Annotated in this window: 15 protein-coding genes, 2 tRNA genes and 1 other RNA gene; 2 read left to right on the top strand and 16 right to left on the bottom strand. The window is 29.2% G+C overall.

Annotated features, from left to right (window positions below):
* Positions 1–377: 377 nt before the first annotated feature.
* The 6 genes from MOSC01_RS0101770 to MOSC01_RS0101745 form a co-directional block, all read right to left on the bottom strand.
* Positions 378–836: a hypothetical protein gene (locus MOSC01_RS0101770; protein ID WP_010321101.1), complete on the bottom strand. Its 459-nt coding sequence runs from the start codon at positions 834–836 to the stop codon at positions 378–380.
* A gap of 48 nt (positions 837–884) precedes the next feature.
* Positions 885–2,294, bottom strand: a complete 1,410-nt coding sequence (tig, locus tag MOSC01_RS0101765; protein ID WP_010321100.1) for a trigger factor — start codon at positions 2,292–2,294, stop codon at positions 885–887.
* 214 nt (positions 2,295–2,508) lie between these two features.
* A complete protein-coding gene (locus MOSC01_RS0101760) occupies positions 2,509–3,747 on the bottom strand; it encodes an Hsp33 family molecular chaperone HslO (protein WP_010321099.1) in 1,239 nt (412 codons plus the stop codon).
* Positions 3,748–3,749: 2 nt separating this feature from the next.
* On the bottom strand, positions 3,750–4,583 hold the full coding sequence (locus tag MOSC01_RS0101755) for an MAGa7180 family putative nuclease (protein WP_010321098.1): 834 nt from the start codon (positions 4,581–4,583) through the stop codon (positions 3,750–3,752).
* 7 nt (positions 4,584–4,590) lie between these two features.
* On the bottom strand, positions 4,591–5,241 hold the full coding sequence (locus MOSC01_RS0101750; RefSeq protein ID WP_010321097.1) for a chromate transporter: 651 nt from the start codon (positions 5,239–5,241) through the stop codon (positions 4,591–4,593).
* On the bottom strand, positions 5,225–5,800 hold the full coding sequence (locus tag MOSC01_RS0101745; RefSeq protein WP_272941453.1) for a chromate transporter: 576 nt from the start codon (positions 5,798–5,800) through the stop codon (positions 5,225–5,227). The genes MOSC01_RS0101750 and MOSC01_RS0101745 overlap by 17 nt, the downstream gene beginning before the upstream one ends.
* An 84-nt stretch (positions 5,801–5,884) precedes the next feature.
* Between MOSC01_RS0101745 and MOSC01_RS0101740 the strand changes: the two genes are divergently transcribed.
* Positions 5,885–5,959 (top strand) — tRNA-Trp (locus MOSC01_RS0101740).
* A 635-nt stretch (positions 5,960–6,594) separates the two neighbouring features.
* On the opposite strand, the gene MOSC01_RS0101735 is transcribed toward MOSC01_RS0101740, so the two are convergent.
* The 6 genes from MOSC01_RS0101735 to MOSC01_RS0101710 all read right to left on the bottom strand — a co-directional run bounded on the left by MOSC01_RS0101735 (position 6,595) and on the right by MOSC01_RS0101710 (position 13,649).
* Positions 6,595–7,113 (bottom strand): tRNA (cytidine(34)-2'-O)-methyltransferase, encoded by a 519-nt coding sequence (locus tag MOSC01_RS0101735; RefSeq protein WP_010321095.1) that lies wholly within the window; start codon positions 7,111–7,113, stop codon positions 6,595–6,597.
* Positions 7,106–7,510, bottom strand: a complete 405-nt coding sequence (locus MOSC01_RS0101730; protein ID WP_010321094.1) for a hypothetical protein — start codon at positions 7,508–7,510, stop codon at positions 7,106–7,108. The genes MOSC01_RS0101735 and MOSC01_RS0101730 overlap by 8 nt, the downstream gene beginning before the upstream one ends.
* A complete protein-coding gene (gene gltX / locus MOSC01_RS0101725; RefSeq protein WP_010321093.1) occupies positions 7,501–8,904 on the bottom strand; it encodes a glutamate--tRNA ligase in 1,404 nt (467 codons plus the stop codon). Before gltX ends, MOSC01_RS0101730 begins: the two co-directional genes overlap by 10 nt.
* Positions 8,905–8,944: 40 nt before the next feature.
* Entirely contained in the window at positions 8,945–9,673 is a 729-nt protein-coding gene (locus tag MOSC01_RS0101720; RefSeq protein ID WP_029513081.1) for a peptide chain release factor N(5)-glutamine methyltransferase, read from the bottom strand.
* On the bottom strand, positions 9,660–10,745 hold the full coding sequence (gene prfA / locus MOSC01_RS0101715; RefSeq protein ID WP_010321091.1) for a peptide chain release factor 1: 1,086 nt from the start codon (positions 10,743–10,745) through the stop codon (positions 9,660–9,662). Before prfA ends, MOSC01_RS0101720 begins: the two co-directional genes overlap by 14 nt.
* Before the next feature lie 66 nt (positions 10,746–10,811).
* A complete protein-coding gene (locus MOSC01_RS0101710; RefSeq protein WP_010321090.1) occupies positions 10,812–13,649 on the bottom strand; it encodes a DUF31 family putative serine protease in 2,838 nt (945 codons plus the stop codon).
* Between the two features lie 58 nt (positions 13,650–13,707).
* Between MOSC01_RS0101710 and MOSC01_RS0101705 the strand changes: the two genes are divergently transcribed.
* Positions 13,708–13,791, top strand: a tRNA-Leu gene (locus tag MOSC01_RS0101705).
* A gap of 106 nt (positions 13,792–13,897) precedes the next feature.
* On the opposite strand, the gene MOSC01_RS0101700 is transcribed toward MOSC01_RS0101705, so the two are convergent.
* The 4 genes from MOSC01_RS0101700 to ffs form a co-directional block, all read right to left on the bottom strand.
* Positions 13,898–14,845 carry an L-lactate dehydrogenase gene (locus tag MOSC01_RS0101700; protein WP_010321089.1) on the bottom strand — a complete coding sequence of 316 codons (948 nt, stop codon included), beginning with the start codon at positions 14,843–14,845 and terminating at the stop codon, positions 13,898–13,900.
* A gap of 977 nt (positions 14,846–15,822) precedes the next feature.
* Positions 15,823–17,274 (bottom strand): hexose phosphate transporter, encoded by a 1,452-nt coding sequence (locus tag MOSC01_RS0101695; protein ID WP_010321088.1) that lies wholly within the window; start codon positions 17,272–17,274, stop codon positions 15,823–15,825.
* 262 nt (positions 17,275–17,536) lie between these two features.
* Positions 17,537–18,640, bottom strand: coding sequence for a YitT family protein (locus MOSC01_RS0101690; protein ID WP_010321087.1), 1,104 nt, complete (start codon positions 18,638–18,640; stop codon positions 17,537–17,539).
* A gap of 27 nt (positions 18,641–18,667) precedes the next feature.
* Positions 18,668–18,752: signal recognition particle sRNA small type (gene ffs / locus MOSC01_RS04535), an RNA gene on the bottom strand.
* Between the last annotated feature and the right edge of the window lie 61 nt (positions 18,753–18,813).

Below are 18,813 nucleotides of genomic sequence, written 5' to 3'. Positions count from 1 at the left end.
AAAGCCATAATGGAAAAATGGCATTATCTGAGTTTACTGTGCAAAAAACATAACTAATTCCCCCCCCTTAATTCAATATCAAAATTTATTAATTTATTCTTAGTGTGTCTAATTATAGCTTAAAATTTTTTTAAGCCAAACATTTTTTTTTTTTTTTTTTTTGCAAAGGGTTAGTTTTAAAATAATAAAAATTAGGATTATAGGTAAAAAAACCCTAATTTACCGGTATTTTTGCATATTTCTATTCATTAAAAAGTGAATTTTTGTCACCAAACTGTCAAACTCAGAAAAAATTATTAAAAACTTGCAATAAAAAAACTACCAATCGGTAGTTTTTTTATTGAATTTAAAATTTAATTGAATAAATAATTTTTAAATTAAATTTTAATAAAAGGAGCAGCATTTAAAAAATTAAATAAACTTGGACTTGATCCTAGATCCATCACTGCTTGGGAAACGGTTGTAGCAGTGCCAGCGGCTGCTGACTGTGTAGCTTTTATAGTTTGTAATGCTTTAGAAAGTTCTTCAACAGATTTTAGCGCTTTTTGCAATTTTTCTGGCATATCTTTTAATGCCTCAACTTGTGTTTTAAGCGAATCTAGATCTAAATTTGCAAGTTTATCAAAACCTTCTTGAAATTTTTTAATTTGCGCAGAGTCCAATTTGGAAAAAGTTTTCTGAAATTCTTCAAATGACGCCTTGATTTTATCAATTTCGAAACTTTCAATTTGCTTTTTAAATAAAAAATATAAAGTAGCAATTATTATTGCAAATAAGAGAATATTCCCAATAATAACAGCCAATACTGTCGATATAAATCTTCCGATTTTACTCACTTACGCCTCCATAAATTTGTAAATTAAATTTTAATTTTTGTTCTTTTTTTATGATTCACCATCCTTATTTTCATTTACTTCTTTATTTGGTTCTTCATTAGTTTCATTTTGTTTCTCTGTTGTTTCAGCTTTTTCTTCGACTTTTTCTTCGACTTTTTCTTCGACTTTTTCTTCAGTTTTTTCGCTATTATATTCAATTAACTTATCAACAACTTTTTTGTTTGTTATGTTAATTTGAATTTCGCTGTGAGGAATTGTTTCGTTCAATTCTTGGACAGATTTACCTGTAAATCTTGACAACATGGCGATTTGTTCGTCATAATCTTGCTGGGTTGGAACTAATCCTTCTAGTTTGGCAATTTCAGCAAAAATAAAGGAATTTTTAAGCAATTTTCTTGCTTCAGCCTCAAGTTGATTATAAATATCTTGCTCAGTGAATTTTGTAATTCGGCAATATTCCTCAAGAGTAAAGCCTTGTTGTTTTAAAGTTGAATTAAAAGTTTCATTTAAACGATTAACTTCAGCATTAACTAATTTAGTTGCAAGTGGAATTTCAACTTGATCAACAATTTCTACAAGTGCATTTTTTTGAAACTCAATTCGCGCTTTTTCAATATTTTCACGTTTTGTAAGATCTTCAAGATAAACTTCAAGTTGGCTAATTGTTTCAACATTTGGAATTTTTAATGAAGCAACAAAATCATTAGTCAATTTAGCAGGTTGACTTTCTTTGATTCTATTGATTTTTACATGAAATCTTGCCTTTTTACTTGCATAAGCTGGAACATGGTAATCTTCAGGGAAAACCACATGAATATCGGCTTCTTTTTCAATTTCTAACCCAACTAGTTGTTCTTCAAAACCGGAAATAAAGCTATTTGAACCAATTCGAAGTTCAAAGTCTTGCGCTTCTCCACCTTCAAAAGGTTCATCATCAATAAAGCCTTTAAAATCAAAATTAATAATATCTCCCATTTTTACAGGACGATTTACATTAACAAATTTTCCTTTTGATTCTAAAAGTTTTTGCTTTTGGATTTCAATATCTTCTTTTGTGACTTGTTTTACAACATATTTTGTCTTAAGATTTTGATAATCAGGAAGCTTAATTTCAGGATAAACAGGATAAAGAAACTCGATTTCTAAGGTATTTTTGTCCATTTGAACAATATTAAAGACTGGAGATTCAATAACATTGTCACTATCAATTACATTAGAAAAAGCTTGTTTTTCAAGTTCAGGTAAGTACATTCTAAGCGCTAATTCAAAAACTGACTGTGGATTTAAATATGGGCGCGCTTTTTCTAATGGCACTTTTCCTTTTCTAAAACCGCGTAATGAAACTTTTGCAACTTGTCTCTTTTCAGCTTTTTCGTAAAATTCAACTCATTTTTGCGGATCAGCTACTAACTTAATTTTAAGTTCGGCACTATTAGGTAAAAATTCACGTGTTATCATTAATAATAATCCTTAAATTGTTATATAAAAGTAAAATAAAACTAATTATAATTTAAATTATGATAAATTTGTTTAAAATTTAAAAAAATAATAAAAAATTTAGCTTTTTCTCTTAGTTTTTTAAGTAGATGTATTTATTTAAAAACTAAGGCTAATAACTTATTATTATCTAGGTTTTTATTTTTACTTAAATTATAATTTATTATTGTAAAATTTAGAAAATTTTTATGCTGTTTTTTGAAATTTCTTTTATTTTTTTAATGGCAAAATCTAAACTTGCCTGTATAATTTCAGATCTACTTCCGGTAAAATTCAGCTCCCAGACTTCATCATTGATGGCAATAAATACTTGTCCTAGCTTGCCATCTTGAACTGTAGGGCCGGCATTTCCGGTCAAGGCGATTGCATATTTAGTTTGAAAAAAATCAAGGCCGTATTTGGCCATTTTTAGGGCTGTTTTTGCATTAGTTACACCATTTTTTGTGTCAATACCAATTTTTTCCTTAATTTCATTTTGGTAACAAACAAGTCCACCGGCAAAAAATTTACTTGCACCGGGCTTTTTTACAATTTCAGCAGCAAGGGCGCCTCCAGTTAAAGATTCAACCGTAGCAATGCTAAATGGTTTATTGGCCATTAATCAGTCCTTTTTATCAAATTTTTTACTATTTGAACAAAAATTACATTTAAATTCAATTTTTTTATATTTTTCAATTAAAAAATCAACATCTTCTTGACTTAAAAGTTTCAAATTTGCTTCAAAATTTGCCTTTTTACAGTTACAAATATAATCCCATTTTTGGAAATCAACCTGATTAAAACTTGAAAAAAAGCTCATAAAATCCGCCATTTTTTCATTTTCTAGTCAAGATTCTACTTCTTGTAGTTCTTCTTGAGAATGATTAGGCAAAAGCTGAATAATTAAGGATTGGGCTTTTGTTATTTTTGTATTTTCATCAAGTTCAATTAAATTTTTTACTACTGAATTAATTTGCTGAGATTGGTGAAAATAAAACGCTAAATCAGTGATAAAATCACCTCTTTGAAGTTTAACCTGACCTGAATAATTAGTTTTTTTTGTAAATTGGTTAATTTTTAAAAAGCCAGAAGTTCCAATATATGAACTTACAAGTTGGTTTGTGTTGTAATTTTTGAAAACATTAGCCGGAATTTCAAAATTATTTGCTGAAAAACTAGCACGAATTTGGCCTTGCTTATTTGTTTCAAGAACTAAAGATTCAACAGTTTCAGAATTAATTTTAACAGAAAATCCAGCTGTTTTTTCCTTAATCAAGGTTGGAAGTGGACCAAAAACATTAATAAAACTTGCTAAAATAAGCGAACTAATATTGCTTAATTTGTGAATATTAATCGCTTTATTAACAATTTCAGTCATTTCTGAGACAACTATTAGAATATTTTTGTGCAAATAAATTTTAGAATATGATGACATGATTATATTTTTTTATTTTGCTTAGATATTGAATTTGTTCATTTTTCTCAAAGTTGTTTTCACTCTTGCTCATTTTCACAACTTAAATACTCAAGAATTTGAGCATCAACTATAGGATCAAAAATTGGTGAAACACCTAACTTTGTATAAAAATTATACCATTTTTTAATTTTTTCTATATCATCCATAACTTGAGATTTATTAACATCAAAAGCATAAGATTTTATATGTCTTTTTTTTATAGGAAATTCTTTGGGATTTTCGTAGTCATCTTGCTCTAAAAATGTTGCTACAATTGCATATTTTTCGGCATTTTTTAAAAATGCATATAATTGGGCTTGTTTTATGTATTTTTGCGGTAAATTTTCCCCTTTTTTGCCTCACCTTTCAAAATTTTTCAGTCCGGTTGTTTTAATTTCGATTATTATATTAGTTTTTTTGATAAAACCATCAGGAATTCCACCAATAATTGGATCGTCACTAAAATAATCATAATTATATTTTTCGGGAGGAAAGGTTTCAATTTCTAGATCTAATTTCTCAGAAATGGCTTTAATGACAAGAGGTTCAATTGCAACTCCGGCATCAATATATTTAGTGTCTAAAATTGGCATATCCAATTTTGAAATTTTGACAAAAGCTCTGAAAGGGGAACTAAAACTATCAAGTCCGAGCACTTCCCCAATTAAAGTTCCACCAATTTTTTTAAAACCGGTGTTAAAAGCAAACTTTTTGTTAAGTAATTTTTCATGAAAAGCAGGATTAAGAATTAAAACCCGTTTTTCATGGTCAATAAAATATTCTTTTTTATTGTAAAATTTACGATTTGTATACATATGTATCCTAAAGTCAAGGTTGTAAACTAATAAGTGAAAGTAAAATTCCGATAATAATTATCAGAAAAACATTTACTTTTCGCAAATACAAAATAAAAACTGTTATAGACCAAAAAATTGCAAATAAAATAAAAACTCAAAGTCTTCAACCGCTTACAAAATCACTTACTTCTTTTGTGACAAAATATCCATTATTAGAATTAAAAGCATAATTTACAAGCACTAAATTGATAAAAAGTTGAAAAGCAAGCGCTAAAATAATTCCAATAATTGCTGGTCGAAAAATTTGTACTATTTTTGTAAAATGTGAGCCATTTTTTTGCGAAACTCTATTTAAGGCCTTTAGTCAAATTACAACTAAAAAAATTGCCGGTAGTATAAATGCCATTAAAAAAATAAATGAAAGAAATCAACCTAAAACTCCAAAATCTGCAATTAAAAATCCAGTGACTGCGGCCAATTTAATTGAAAAAACACCTGGTGTTGAATTTGCGACAGTGAAAATTTGATTAATTTTCTCTTGATCAATTTCAAGTCCCAGCTCTCCAAGTTGTAATCAAAACCAATTAAAAACAGGCATAAAAACTTGCCCGCCACCAAAGACAATTAAACTAATAACTGCTATCCCCAAAATTGTTAAACTAATTAGTAAAATCACGGTTTTTCTTTCATTTTTTAAACAAAAATAAAACTGAATATATAAACATAATTACTAAAATTGGGACAATCGCTAAATTATACGGACTTGGGACAAACAAACAATATGCAAAACTTAATGATAAAACGGTGTAATAAACTAATTTATTCTTTGAATTCTTGTCTTTTTTTCAATAAATATAACAAAACCCAAGTAAAATTCCGATAATTGTTGAAAAAATTGCTAAGTTAAAAGTGATTAAATATCTTGGAGGTAAATTTTTTACTAAAATAAATAAAGTAAAAAATAATAAAATATGTGGGAAAATTCCCAAAACTGTTGCTATAACACCCCAAAAAGCGCCTAATTTTTTAATGCAAACTAATGCCATCATTTGAAGTGATGAAGGTCCGGGGAGTAAATTGGTCAAAATTAAACCTTGATCAAAATCACTTTTTGAAATTCATCCTTTTTTGACAACTGCCTGACTAAAAATAATAGGCATTAAAGAATTTCCTCCGCCAAAAGAAATTAAAGAAATTTTTACCACAAACCATAAAAGTGTTAAAAAATCTCTCATTTTCATATTTTTAATATTTTTTGTATTCATACTTAATAAAATAATATATTATTTTTTAAAAATGTGGTATAATTAAATCGGCCTAGAGGTGTAGTTCAATGGTAGAACAACGGGCTTCAACCCCGTATGTTGCGGGTTCGACTCCTGTCACCTCTGCCATTTTTTTTATTTTTTAATTTAAGAAATAAAAAAAATGGCAATAAATTCTAAATTTTTGGCAAAAGTTAATTACCTATTTTAAAACGCTGGCAAAAATCAATTTATGGATAAAACAACAAAAATCATAAAAAACAACTACTATTTAAACTCAATGTAAAAAGAAAACTCGTTTTTATTTACATTGAGCCTAAAAAAACATGTGAAGTTTTGAAAGAACAATAATTAAAAGCCATAAATTTGTAGATTTCTAAACGGTTAAATTTAAGGCACTCCATCATATTTAAAAATATAATGGAAAATTCGCGCTATCAGAGCGCATTAGACAAAAAACATAATCAATCCCCCTTAATTCTAATATCCAAATTTATTAATTTATTCTTAAGTGAGGTTTATTATAACATATTTTTTTCTTAGACCAAGCATTTTTTTTTTTTTTTTTGCAAAAGGCTAATTTCAAAATAATAAAAATTAAGATTTTAACCTCAAAAAACACGGATTTCCCGGTATTTTTGCATTTGTACATTCACTAAAAAGTGAATTTTGCCATCAAACTAGGAAACTCGGAAAAAAATGACAAGAAATTCTAAACTTTTGCTAAAAGATTTAGAATTTCTTAAAAGAAATAAGAAAAGCAATTAATCAAGATAATTTTTACCTTTTTGAACCTCAAAGCAAGACAGTCCACTAAAATCAAGTTGACGATAAATTTCGTATGCCATAATAACAACAGAATTTGCTAAATTAAGCGATCTAGCATGAGGTGACATTGGAATTCGCAAGCATTTTTCCTTATTTGATTTTAGAATTTCAATTGGAATTCCGGTTGATTCCCTGCCAAAAATGAGGAAAATCTCGTTATTATTATTTAATTCGCTTTTAAAATCGATTTGCGAATAAACTTTTTGGCCATAACGGGTTATAAAATAAAGATTTTTTGCGCTATATTTTTTTGCAAAATTTTGTCAATCACTGTGAATTTCATGTTGAATTTCTGACAAAAGAATTCCAGCTGCCGGCCTTTTTAAGTGTTTTGGATCTAGGTCAAATGCGATAGGCTTTATTATATGCAGTTTCATATTTAAAACAAAACAAGAACGGATAATATTGCCTGTATTTGGACCTATTTCGGGCTGAAATAGCACAATGTTAATCATTTATAAACTCCAAAGTGGTAAGATATGTTGAAATTTTTGCATTTTCCGGGCCGTTATTCTTGAGAAAAAGGTCATATTCAATCTTAATAAATTCTGGAGTTATTTCTAATTTTGTTAAAAGAGTATTGACAATAAATTCTACTTCATTATTAATAAATAGATTTTCAACATAATTATCTAATTCAAAAAATAAAGTGTTTTCGCCAGAAAATACTGTTAAATTTTTGTCAAAAATTTCCAATCTTATCATCGTGTTATTTTCAGGATTTTGCGTTTCATAAACATCAGTTTCAGTGTTATTAATTATTTGCTTTGAAATGTAAATTGTGTTGATAAATTCGACCATTTTTTTGTTTTGGGCGTCAATAATAGTTCTAAGAGAAAATCTTACTTTCATTTTTTAAGCCTTTTTTGAATTATTTGCGGACCTAAAAGTCAAATTGCTCTTGCTAATTCAGGACCTGATTCAGCTCATGTTGTTGCCAGTCGTAAAGGTAACAATAAATTTTTACCTTTTATTTTTAAGGTTTGGCCAATTTCCTTGATTAAATTTTCAATTTTTGAAAATTGCCAACCATCATAGTCAATTTTTTGTGAAAAAAGTTGAATTGGTTGCTGATTTGATTGCTCTAGTAAATCGACTATTTTTTGGCTCATTGAGTTTTGAGGTTTTGTGAAAAAATCTAGATTTTCAAAAAAGTCGCTGTATTTTACAGCACTTTTTTGAAATGTTTTGACAAAAAACCGGTTTCATTCAGAGTTTGTTCCAAGATTTAGATGCGGTAAAATTTGGTCTATGTCCATTTTTGAAATATAAGATTTTGAAAACCAGTTTAATTTTTCAGTATCAAAATATGAAGGTGCTTTTGAAAGTCTTTTAAAATCAAATGCTTTAATTAATTCGTTGTGCTCAAAAAATTCGCGAGAATCAGCGCTAGTTCAACCTAAAAGTGCTAAAAAATTAAAAACGGCATGGCTATGATAACCTTGATTTTTATAGTCCTCGATAAATTGGAAAAGTGATGAGTCTCTTTTTGAAAGTTTTTTACCATTTTTATCAGTAATTATTGTAAGGTGACCAAATTCTGGTTGTTCAAATGAAAAGGCTTCATAAAGTGCAATTTGTTTTGGAGTGTTTGAAATATGCTCTTCTCCACGGAAAATATGAGTGATTTTCATATCATAATCATCAACAACAACAGCAAAATTGTATGTTGGAAATCCGTCAGATTTTATAATAACTCAATCACTAATGGCAGAACCTTCAAAGCAAATTTTCCCGCGAACTAAATCATTTCAGCAATAATTTTTGTCTTTGTCAACAGCAAACCTAATAACAAACTCGTTATTTTCTAGACGTTTTTGCTTTTCTTCCTCAGAAATTTTAAGTCAGTTTTTGTCATAGCGAAAACTAAAAATACCTTGTTTTTCCTGCTCTTTTTTTTGCAGTTCAAGTTCGTGCCCGTTGTCAAAAGCATAATATGCAAAACCTTTTTGAACCAATTCTTGGGCTAATTTTTGATAGCGCGCGATTTTTTCTGACTGACGGTATGGACCATATTCTGAAATTGTCCCAGGTTTTTCGTCTGGAAAAATTCCAAGTCATTCTAAATTTTCAATTTGGGAACGCTCACCATCTTGGATATTTCTTTGGGTATCAGTGTCTTCGATTCGTAAAATAAAATCACCGCCGTGATGTTTTGCAAAAAGATAATTAATAAGCGCAGTCCGAGCTCCACCAATATGCAAAAATCCAGTCGGCGAAGGGGCATAGCGTGTTCTAATTTTCATTTTTTCCTTTCAATTTTTAGAGTACAAAACTCAAATTATCCTATAAATTTATAGGATAATTTGAGTTTTTTTGTCAATAAGCAAATCTTGGTTTTTGGTTTATATCATTTTCAATTTTGAATTCAGGGAAATTTTTTTTGAAAAAATTGACACTATCTTTGTCAATTTCAAAAAAAATTCAACCTTTGTCATTAAGAAAATTATCGATTTGCGACATTATTTTTTGATAAAATGAAAAAGACTCAGGTTCAGAAAATAATGCAGCTTGGGGTTCAAAATTCATAACTGACTCATCAAGTTTTTGCCTTTTGAGGTAAGGAGGATTTGAGACAATAATATCAAATTTTTGGCCAATAATATTGCTAAAAAGGTCAGATTTTACAACTTTTACATCTAAATTGTTGTATTTTGCATTTAATTTTGTTTGCAAAATCGCCTCATCACTAATATCGGCCAGAGTAATTTTTGCGCCACTAAATTTGGCAAGAACAAGACCGATAAACCCTGAGCCACAACATAAATCAAGAACAAAATTATCTTTTTTTATGACTTTTTTGACTTTTTGCAGTAATTCTTGCGTTTCATAACGGGGAATAAAAACTTTTTGATCTAAAAAAATTCGAACATTTTCCATTTCAATAAATCCAATGATTTTTTGGACTGGATAGTTCATTTCTAACTTTAAAAGTTCAAGTTTGGAAACTTCTAAGGGCAAATTATAACGTTGTTTTTCCTTTAAAAGTTCCAATTTTCTCCTATTTATCTCCATAGCTTTGCAAGATTAACTCAGCTCTTTCTTGAGATAATAAGGCTTCAATTATTGGATTTAGACTTCCTTGGATGACCGGTTTTAAAGAACAAGAAAATCCTATTCGATGGTCTGTCAGCCTATCTTGAGGGTAATTATAAGTTCTAATTTTTTCAGAACGAGCTCCTGATCCGGCAAGTTTACGAAAATTAGCTTGTGTTTCAAGTCTTTTTTGAACTTCCAAGTTATAAATTTTTGATCTCAGAATTCCCATGGCTATTTCTTTGTTACCAATTTGGGATCTTTCATCTTGAGAAGTTACAACAATTCCGGTGGGAATATGGGTAATTCTAACTGCCGAATCGGTTGTATTTACAGACTGACCGCCAGCTCCTGAAGATCGATAAGTGTCAATTTTGAGATCAGAAGGGTTAATTTCGATTTCAATTTTGTTGTCAATTTTTGGCATCACGGTAACTGTGGCAGTTGAGGTGTGAATTCTGCCCATTGTTTCGGTCTCAGGAACCCGTTGAACACGGTGGACACCTGATTCAAATTTGAGTTTTGAGTATATATTCTGACCAGAAATTTGGAAAAAAATCTGTGAAAAACCGCCAGCAAGTGCAAGTGATGAGCTAAGAATTTTAACTTTTGCCCTTTGGGAATCAGCTCATTTTTGATACATTCGAAAAAGATCGCCAACAAAAATATTAGCCTCATCTCCGCCGGCAGCGCCGCGGATTTCAACAATTACGTCTTTATCGTCATTTTCGTCTTTTGGAAGCATTAAAATTAAGAGTTTTTCTTCGAGCGCTTCAATATTTTTATTAGCACTTACAATTTCAGATTTTGCTAAATGTTGTAATTCTGGGTCTTTTTCTTGACTAAGAAGTATTTTTGCTTCTTCAAGTGTTTGCTGATTTTTTAAAAGTAAATCAAATGTCAAAGAAATTTCTTCAATTGAAGAAATTTCTTTTGCTATTTCTAAATATTTTTTTTGATTATTAATTATTTCATCAGTTAACAAAAGCTGACTTAAATCTTGATATTTTTTATGAATTTTTTCTAAAGAGTCTAAAAATTTTTTTTCCATTGTTACTTCAACCTGTGTTTTTATTTTTAAAATTTTAAATTTTTTTATAAATTTTAAAAATAAAAGTTAAACATCGGCGGTTGTTTGGGAATTTTGCCCGTTAGAAAATTTAAGCCAACGCGCTGAGTGAGCAAGTCTTTCAATTTGGGCTGGATCTTCAAGGGAAAAAACTTTTTGAGAGGTTTGATCCAAATCAGTTTGAACATCTTTTGTTTGGGCAAGTCATTTGGCTAAAACTGTTGGGTTATTGTCAATTTTTACACCAATTGGGTCAAATTGACCAATTCCTTTAACAAGAGGATTTCTCCCTGGTGCGGTTTGAGGGAAATATCCGCCCCAAAAAATACCGATAACTTGGTTATATTCATTTACAACGAGCGAACCAGACATTCCACGGCCACCGCGAAGTCCGGGAAGTGAAATTGAAGTTGCCCCTTGAAAAGATTTAAGCGAATTATCTTGTTTAAACTGGTTGTCTTTTTGTAGCTCATTAATTGTAACAAATGAATTTTTATTGTCAGTAATTCAGGTATATCCGCCTAAAAAACCGCCTAAATAAGCATGCAGTGGTAAAGCTCCTTCAATTTTTGAGGTCTTTAGTTGAGTTCCTTTTGTAAAAGTAGGAAGAAATTTATTTGTTACTAAAACATCAAGTGGAGCTTCGTTGTAATGTCGAACAGCATCGGGAACATTTTTTATATATGAATCTCTGCCAAAAAAGTTACGATCTAAAAAAGGAATTCCAAAATTAAATGGATTGTTTTTATGTTCATCATCAGGAAAAGTTACTTCAATTATTGCAATATCACGAAATTTTCCTCTATCGGGCATATCTAGACCAATAGGATTAATTTTTAAATTATTTCAGAATTTTTTTGACTCAGAGTTTATATACTGAAATCCTTCAGGTGGTAAAAAATCTCTGTTTCCTTCAGTTTTTGAAATTCGATCAAAACGACGAAATAAATTAGTATCATCAAAACTAATTTCATCTAATTTTGTCAAATTTCCATCAAGTAAATAAGAAAATGAATAAATTTGGTCTGGTTTGTTAATTAAATCTGAAATAACATGCAAATTTGTGGCTAGATAATAAGTGTTAGTTGGTAAAAATTTTCCTTGATTATCAGGGTCGGGTTTTAATTTTCGATCAAAAACTCAAGCTGTACCTGAGGTAATTCGGGTTGTATTTGAATTAGTTCTTGGGTCAAAAGCATTTGAACGCAACTGAATTACCATTGATCTTGAACGTAGTGAGTCATTAATTATATTTTTTTCAAGAACTTTTGCACCAAAATCTTCAACAATGTTTTTGCTTTCTCTAGTGTTGCTAAATTTTACGTTAATTTTGTAATAGTCTTCAACTGAATTACCAAAGTAAAATGAAACTCCTGACTCAGAAATTTTAAAATCAGTGAATGAAGCAAAGTCATAATTTAATTTTTCAAAATTACTTAATTCTCCAGTATTTTTAAAAAGTGTCGCTTCTGATAGTGTTTTTTTGACTGCTTGACCAAAAAGCGGCCATAAAAGTGCATCACTTGAGGAGTTTAAACTTTGAGAAATATTTTTTAATTTTTCTGAAACATTTGTTGTAGTAGGCAATTTATACCATGAATCAATGAAGTCAAAATTTATTTGACTTGTAAATTCGCCGGACTCAAATATCTTATTATATGAGTTAAATCCTTCGACTTTAATAATTTGACCAGGACTTGTTGGACCTGAAGTTAAATCGTTTTCTTTTGAATTTAAAATTAGGTAAAACTCACCATTTTGATCATTTGAAAGTGAGGGAACTTTTTTAATGTCATACTTTTTGTAATCTAAATCACCAAAATCGATATATTTAGATAATGTCTCACCTGAATTTTCGGAGGAATTTATTAAAAAAGATGGCAAAAAGTTAGAATACTCTTCTTTAAGTTTGAAACTTTTAATTTCAGTTAATTTTTTTAGACCTTGGGTTGAATTAACTTTTAGTTTTACAATTTTTGAAACATAATTATGGTATTGATCATGATAAATTGACAGAACAACATCGACATTTCCAGTTTGGGAATCATATGTGTCTTTTAAAATTGTTGCTTTTAAATAATAGAAATTTTTAACCTTTAAACGGTAAGGATTTTTGGCAATATCTTGAATGCTTGGGAATGATTGTTCTTGACTTGGAACATCAAATTCGTCTGAATTTCTAAGCTTAGTTACATCCATTTTTTCAAAATTTGACGGTAAATTTATATATTCCCAAATATCTGAGTCAGATTTTAGTGAGTCAATGTTAAAATTGCTTTGATTTTTTAATTCTAAGGTTTCTATTTTTTCAAAAGCGGTATTAATTCTTTCTTTGTAAGCATAAATTCCGGTTTGTTCTGTTTCAAAGCCGTTAATAACAAACTCTTTTGATTGAACCAAAGTTTGTGAGTCTTTATTATAAGAGTCAACCTTAACTTTAATTGAACCGTAATAATCATTAGCAGAATTTGTAATTGGAGTAATTTTTAATTCAAATTTTGCATTTAAGTCAAGATTATCAACGCCTGGGATAAAAGTTCAAATAATTGATGAGTTTAAAATTGAACCTCTGCTAATTGGCAGGCGACGAGATAAACTATTTGAATCATTATCTAAATCTAAGGCTGAATACTGTTTTAAAAAATCAGATGCCTTAAGTTTGTTGCCTAAGACCATTTTCCCTGTAATTATTGAATCTAAAGGTTTGCTTTGATCAAGTTCTTGATCCCAAGGGTTTGATTGGCCAATTTCGAGAGTTCGCTGGACAATTTTGCTGACCGCACCAAGGGGTGTGCAAGAAGCGATAAAAAATGTAGTTGAAATTCCAACTATTGGGAGAATTTTTGTTAGTATTTTTTTCAAAGATTTATTTTGTTTTTTTGCCATGATTGATATAATTATATTATAATTATACTTAAAATAATAAATTTTAAAAACTTTTTAAGGCTCATTGGTGGAATGGTAGACACGGCAGACTCAAAACCTGCTGCAGCAATGCGTATCGGTTCGAGTCCGATATGAGCCACCAAATATATCATACCCATATTATTAATTTAGTTATATAAAAAAATTTAAAGAAAGGCACTCCAACTTGGAGTGCTTTTCTTTAAATTTGAAGTGTGTGACTTTGAAAACTAAAGATTTTTCATAGCGTCTTTGTAAATAGTATCGACAATTTCGACTGATTTTGCGAATTTTTCTTTTTCTTTATCATTGAGGGTAATTTCAATGATTTTTTCAATACCATTTGCGCCAAGGACAGCTGGAACTCCAATATTTACGCCATCAAAGCCGTACTGACCACGTAAATTCGCACCGACAATAAGAATATTTTTTGAGTCTTGGATAATGTTGCTTACAATTCGGGCTAGTGCAGCACCAATTCCGTAAAATGTTGCTCTTTTTCTGTTAATTATTTCATAAGCACGACGTGAAACTGGATATTCGAGCTCTTTTTCGTAATTTGAACTATCAATTCCGGTTAGTTCTGAAAAATGACAGAAACATTCACCTGCAATTTTAATATTAGAATAGGCAACAAAAGATGAATCACCATGCTCACCCATTACGTAAGCCTGAACTGAATTTGGGGCAATTTTTGCTCTTTTTGCAATTTCAAATTGAAGTCTTGCAGTGTCAAGTATTGTTCCTGTTCCGATAACTTTTTGGTCAGAAAATCCTGAAGCATCACGATAAGCGCGAGTAATAACATCAACAGGGTTTGAGGCAATAACGGTAATTCCACTAAAGCCACTTTCTTTAACTTTAAAAGCAATATCACGGATAATTCGAATATTATCTGCAACTAATTCAAGTCGAGTTTCACCTGGTTTTTGAGGTCTTCCTGCTGTAATTAAAATAAAATCTGCATCTTTTAAGTCGCTATAATCATAACGGCGAACTGAAAAAGGACGCAAAAGTGAAGCAGAAGCATCCTCAAAATCAAATGCATTTCCTTCTGCAAAATCAGGGTTTATATCGATAATTCCGTATTCAGATGCAAGACCTTGATTCATTGCTGCATAAAGAAATGAATTTCCAACGTTTCCTGCGCCGATTAGAACGATTTTGATTGGCTTCATATTGTATCTCCTAGTTTTTACTATAATGTTATAACAAAAATATTAAATATCTTTGTTATGTCTAAAATTTTAATACATTTTTAAATAAAAACAAGCAAAAATATACTTTTACTTGCTTTTTTTAATTTTATTTAAAAAAATGAAATTTTTTTCATAATTGAATACGTTTAATTTCTACTGAGTTCGCTAGTTTGATGGCAAAATTGACTTTTTAGCGAATATAAATATGCAAAAAGGCCGAGGAAGCGGATTTACTAATAATGCTTTTGGAGATGTCTTCAAAGAATTCAACATTCACAAAAAAAGCTACCTTAAATAAACTTTGATTAAACTAATTAATTAAACACAAATAAATTACCACTTTGAGTTTCAACCAAAAGTGATTTTTATTATTTTAAAATTAACCTTTTGCAAAAAAAAAAAAAAAATGCTTGGTCTAAAAAAATTTTCTGTTATAATAACTTTCACTAAGAATAAATTAATAAATTTTGATATTGAATTAAGGGGGAATTAGTTACGTTTTTTTGTCATACTAAAATTAGATAGTGCGAATTATCCATTATATTTTTAAATATGATGGAATGCCTTAAATTTAACCGTTTAGAAATCTATAAATTTAAGGCTTTTTTTATTGTTCTTTCAAAACTTCATATATTTTTTTAAACTCAATGTAAATAAAAATGAGTTTTCTTTTTACATTGAGTTTAAATAGTAGTTGTATTTTTTATGATTTTTGTTATTTTATCCATAAATTGATTTTTGCCAGTGTTTTAAACTGGGTAATTAACTTTTGCCAAAAAAGTTAAAAAGCACCCAAAACCGACACTTTTTTAGATTATCTCATCAAACTGGAAAACTCGGGAAAACATTAAATATCAATGTTATACTTAAAATTTTGATACATTTTTAAATAAAAAAACAAGCAAGAATAAACTTTTGCTTGTTTTTTTAAATTAATTTAAAAAAATGAAATTTTTTTATAATTGAATACGTTTAATGTCTGAAAGTTTGCGAATTTTTAATAATTTTTTATAGCCTGGATGAGGCTCTTTTAATAAAGCAAGTCCTATTGCCGAAGCTAATGAAAAAATTATAATTAAAATATAAGCGCCTAGGGCATATCCATCAACATTTCCAGTATTAGCTGCTTTTACATCCACCCCTGGAGGTGTGTTAACTAACGAAGTTATTATTGTTGCTAATGTAAAGGCTGTATAACCAAGTCCTCAAATAAGCCCAAATTGGAATCCGACTCTTTTAGGATTTGCGCCTGGATATTCGTGTGGTAAATTAAGCATTACTCCTTGAATTCCCCAGAGACAAATTCCCATTAAGAGACCAAAAATTAAAAATAATCAAGTTCAACCATCTTTATAAGTTTTTGCACTTAGAGGGTCTTTTCCTACTTTTGTAACAAAAACAACGGTAGCAAGAACATAAAAAAGAACACCTAAAGAAATAACTGTTGTTATATATTTACGTCTTTGAAGTTGATATTTTGAAAGTAGTCCAATTGTAAATGGACCAACAAACATTCCTGATAGGAAAACAATTAGAAAAACTGAGATTTTTTGGTTAAAAGTTGTTCCAGCAGCATCACCAACTAAACGAGCAAAAATTGGTTTAGAAAATGTAAAGGGGAAGACAACCGCAATAAGTCATGAACCATAAACAATTGTTCAATATCAAGTATCTTTTTGTTTAAAAAAGCTTAATAAAGTTAGTTTTTCTTGTTTAGGTTGTTTTGCTAAAGCTGAAGGATATAGGTCAAATTTTGTTCCTAAAATTATGTAACCAATTAAAGGAATAAGTGTTAAAAGTCCAATTACTAAGAAAATTGTTTGTCAATGGGAACGAACAGAACTTTGGATTTCGCCACTCAATATAAAAGGAATAAGTGTTATTATTGTTCCAATTGGGTAAAAAAACGGTGAAAACTGTGAAATTACCGCTTTTTGACGTGAATTTAAATAGTTTGAAACAACTGGTTGAATTAAAACAATTTGCATTGTTCCACCAATTGCAAAAATAGTTCTTAAAATTATAAACCCTGCATAAGTTGGTGAATAAGGCGCAGCTATTCCAAAAAGCATGAAAATAAGCGACAATACAACAGTATATTTATGCGAAATTTTTACAATAAATCAACCAACTAGAATTGATCCAATTCCACGACCGATTGTAATTCCTCAGTTAACTGCTTGATTAACTACAGTTCCAGGCGCGGCACTAGCATCTGGGAAAAAATGTCCTAAATATCCACTTTCACCAGCTTTTCCGTTAAGTCCAGCTGATGCAAATCCTCAATTTATGACAAAAATCATATAAGCAAAAACAATTAATGCTCATAGAATTAACCCGGCACTAAAAGTTAATTTTTTTTCTTTTATGTTTTTTTGAGCAAATTTTAAAATAAAATTATCATTCATACAATTTAGTTCCTAAATTTTAAAATGTATTAAGAGTTAATAACTCTTCTTAGAATTATATAGCAAAAATTTAAAAAAATATCAAACTGGAACTTTTTTGTCTAAAATTTAAAAAAATTTCAGTTTTTAGTTCAACATTAAAAAATAAACAGCCATTTTTTAATAATCTTAATTATGATTATTAAAAAATTTTGGCTGAATTTAAAAAGTGCTAGTAAAAATGTTTCAACTAAAAAACAAAAATTAATTAAATAGTGAAAATTTAATTAATTTTTGTTGCATCAAAACGGTCTGTTGTTTGTAAGATTTTAGTTGCTGAATACCAAAAACTTACGTTTGCTTTTGCAATTTCTTCTAAGATCGCGTTTTTTTCTATTATATAAATAATTGTTTCAACTCTTCATTGTTTTTGACCGGTATATCCAGAAACACCTTCTCAAATATTATATGAGTGCCAATATTTTATTGATTTAAGATGTTCAACAATTTTTTCGGGGTGATTAGTATAAATTTGTAAAAGAATTTTTCCGTATTTTGGATAAATTCGGCTAACAATTGACGAACTTACAATTAAATAAAGAAAAACAGACGCTAATTTTTGACCCAAAAGTTGTCCATCAACTTGTGAAGGCTCAAGAAAATAAAGGATAATAATTGAAAAAAGTCCAAAAAATATCGAAATACTAAACATTATTTTGCCAATAGGTTTGCGATATTTTAGCGCAATATAATAAGTTATATAATCAGTTCCTCCACAAGAACCACCGAATTTTCACGCCATTCCGATAGCTCAACCAGACAAAATTGAACCAATAATTGTATAATAGAAAATAGTCCAAGAACCTTCTTGGTTTGGAATTAAAATATTATTAATTAAAAATGTTCTTATTGGGGTATCCAAAGAAAAAACCTGGTTTCAAACAATTTGGAAAAAAAGTCAAATAAAGGTAAGATAACTAAAACTTTTGTTCGAAACTTTAACAAGAATAAAAATTATTAAAGGAATATTAATTACAAAATAAATTATTGCAAAACTTCAGCCAATATTTACCTCATATTGAGAGTTAATTATTATTATAGTAAGTGCTGGAATTGCCGATACACCTGTTGGGACAGTTCTTGCGACTCCTAAGAAAAAAATAATACCTAATGTAAAAAATAATGCTGAAATAGCCATCATTATGATTGAAAGGGTTCGCTTTTTTCAGAAATTTTTCAGGTTTATTTTGCTTTGATTATGATAAAAAATTTCACGTTCAGCACGTAAAACAAGTTGATTTTTTAAGCATTTAGCTAAATTATGGTTTTTCTGATTAGAACAAGAACAATGAACATTGCTTGATTTATTAGATTGCCGAGAAGACATAGTGTTTTTTTACCTTTTCAAATATAAAAAAGACCACTAAACACAATACTTCTCGATATGGCTGCTATATTTCTATCCTGACCAGGTTACAAGGTTATTATTTTAGTGGCAATAACATTATATCACTTTTTATTTTTTTTGAAATAAAAAGTTAAAAAAATTTTTTTATTTTA

The sequence above is a fragment of the Mesomycoplasma ovipneumoniae SC01 genome (assembly GCF_000218525.1).
In the GTDB taxonomy this organism is placed as follows: domain Bacteria; phylum Bacillota_I; class Bacilli_A; order Mycoplasmatales; family Metamycoplasmataceae; genus Mesomycoplasma; species Mesomycoplasma ovipneumoniae_A.
Note: the sequence above shows the minus strand (reverse complement) of the source record. Positions and strands in the feature narration are given on the sequence as shown.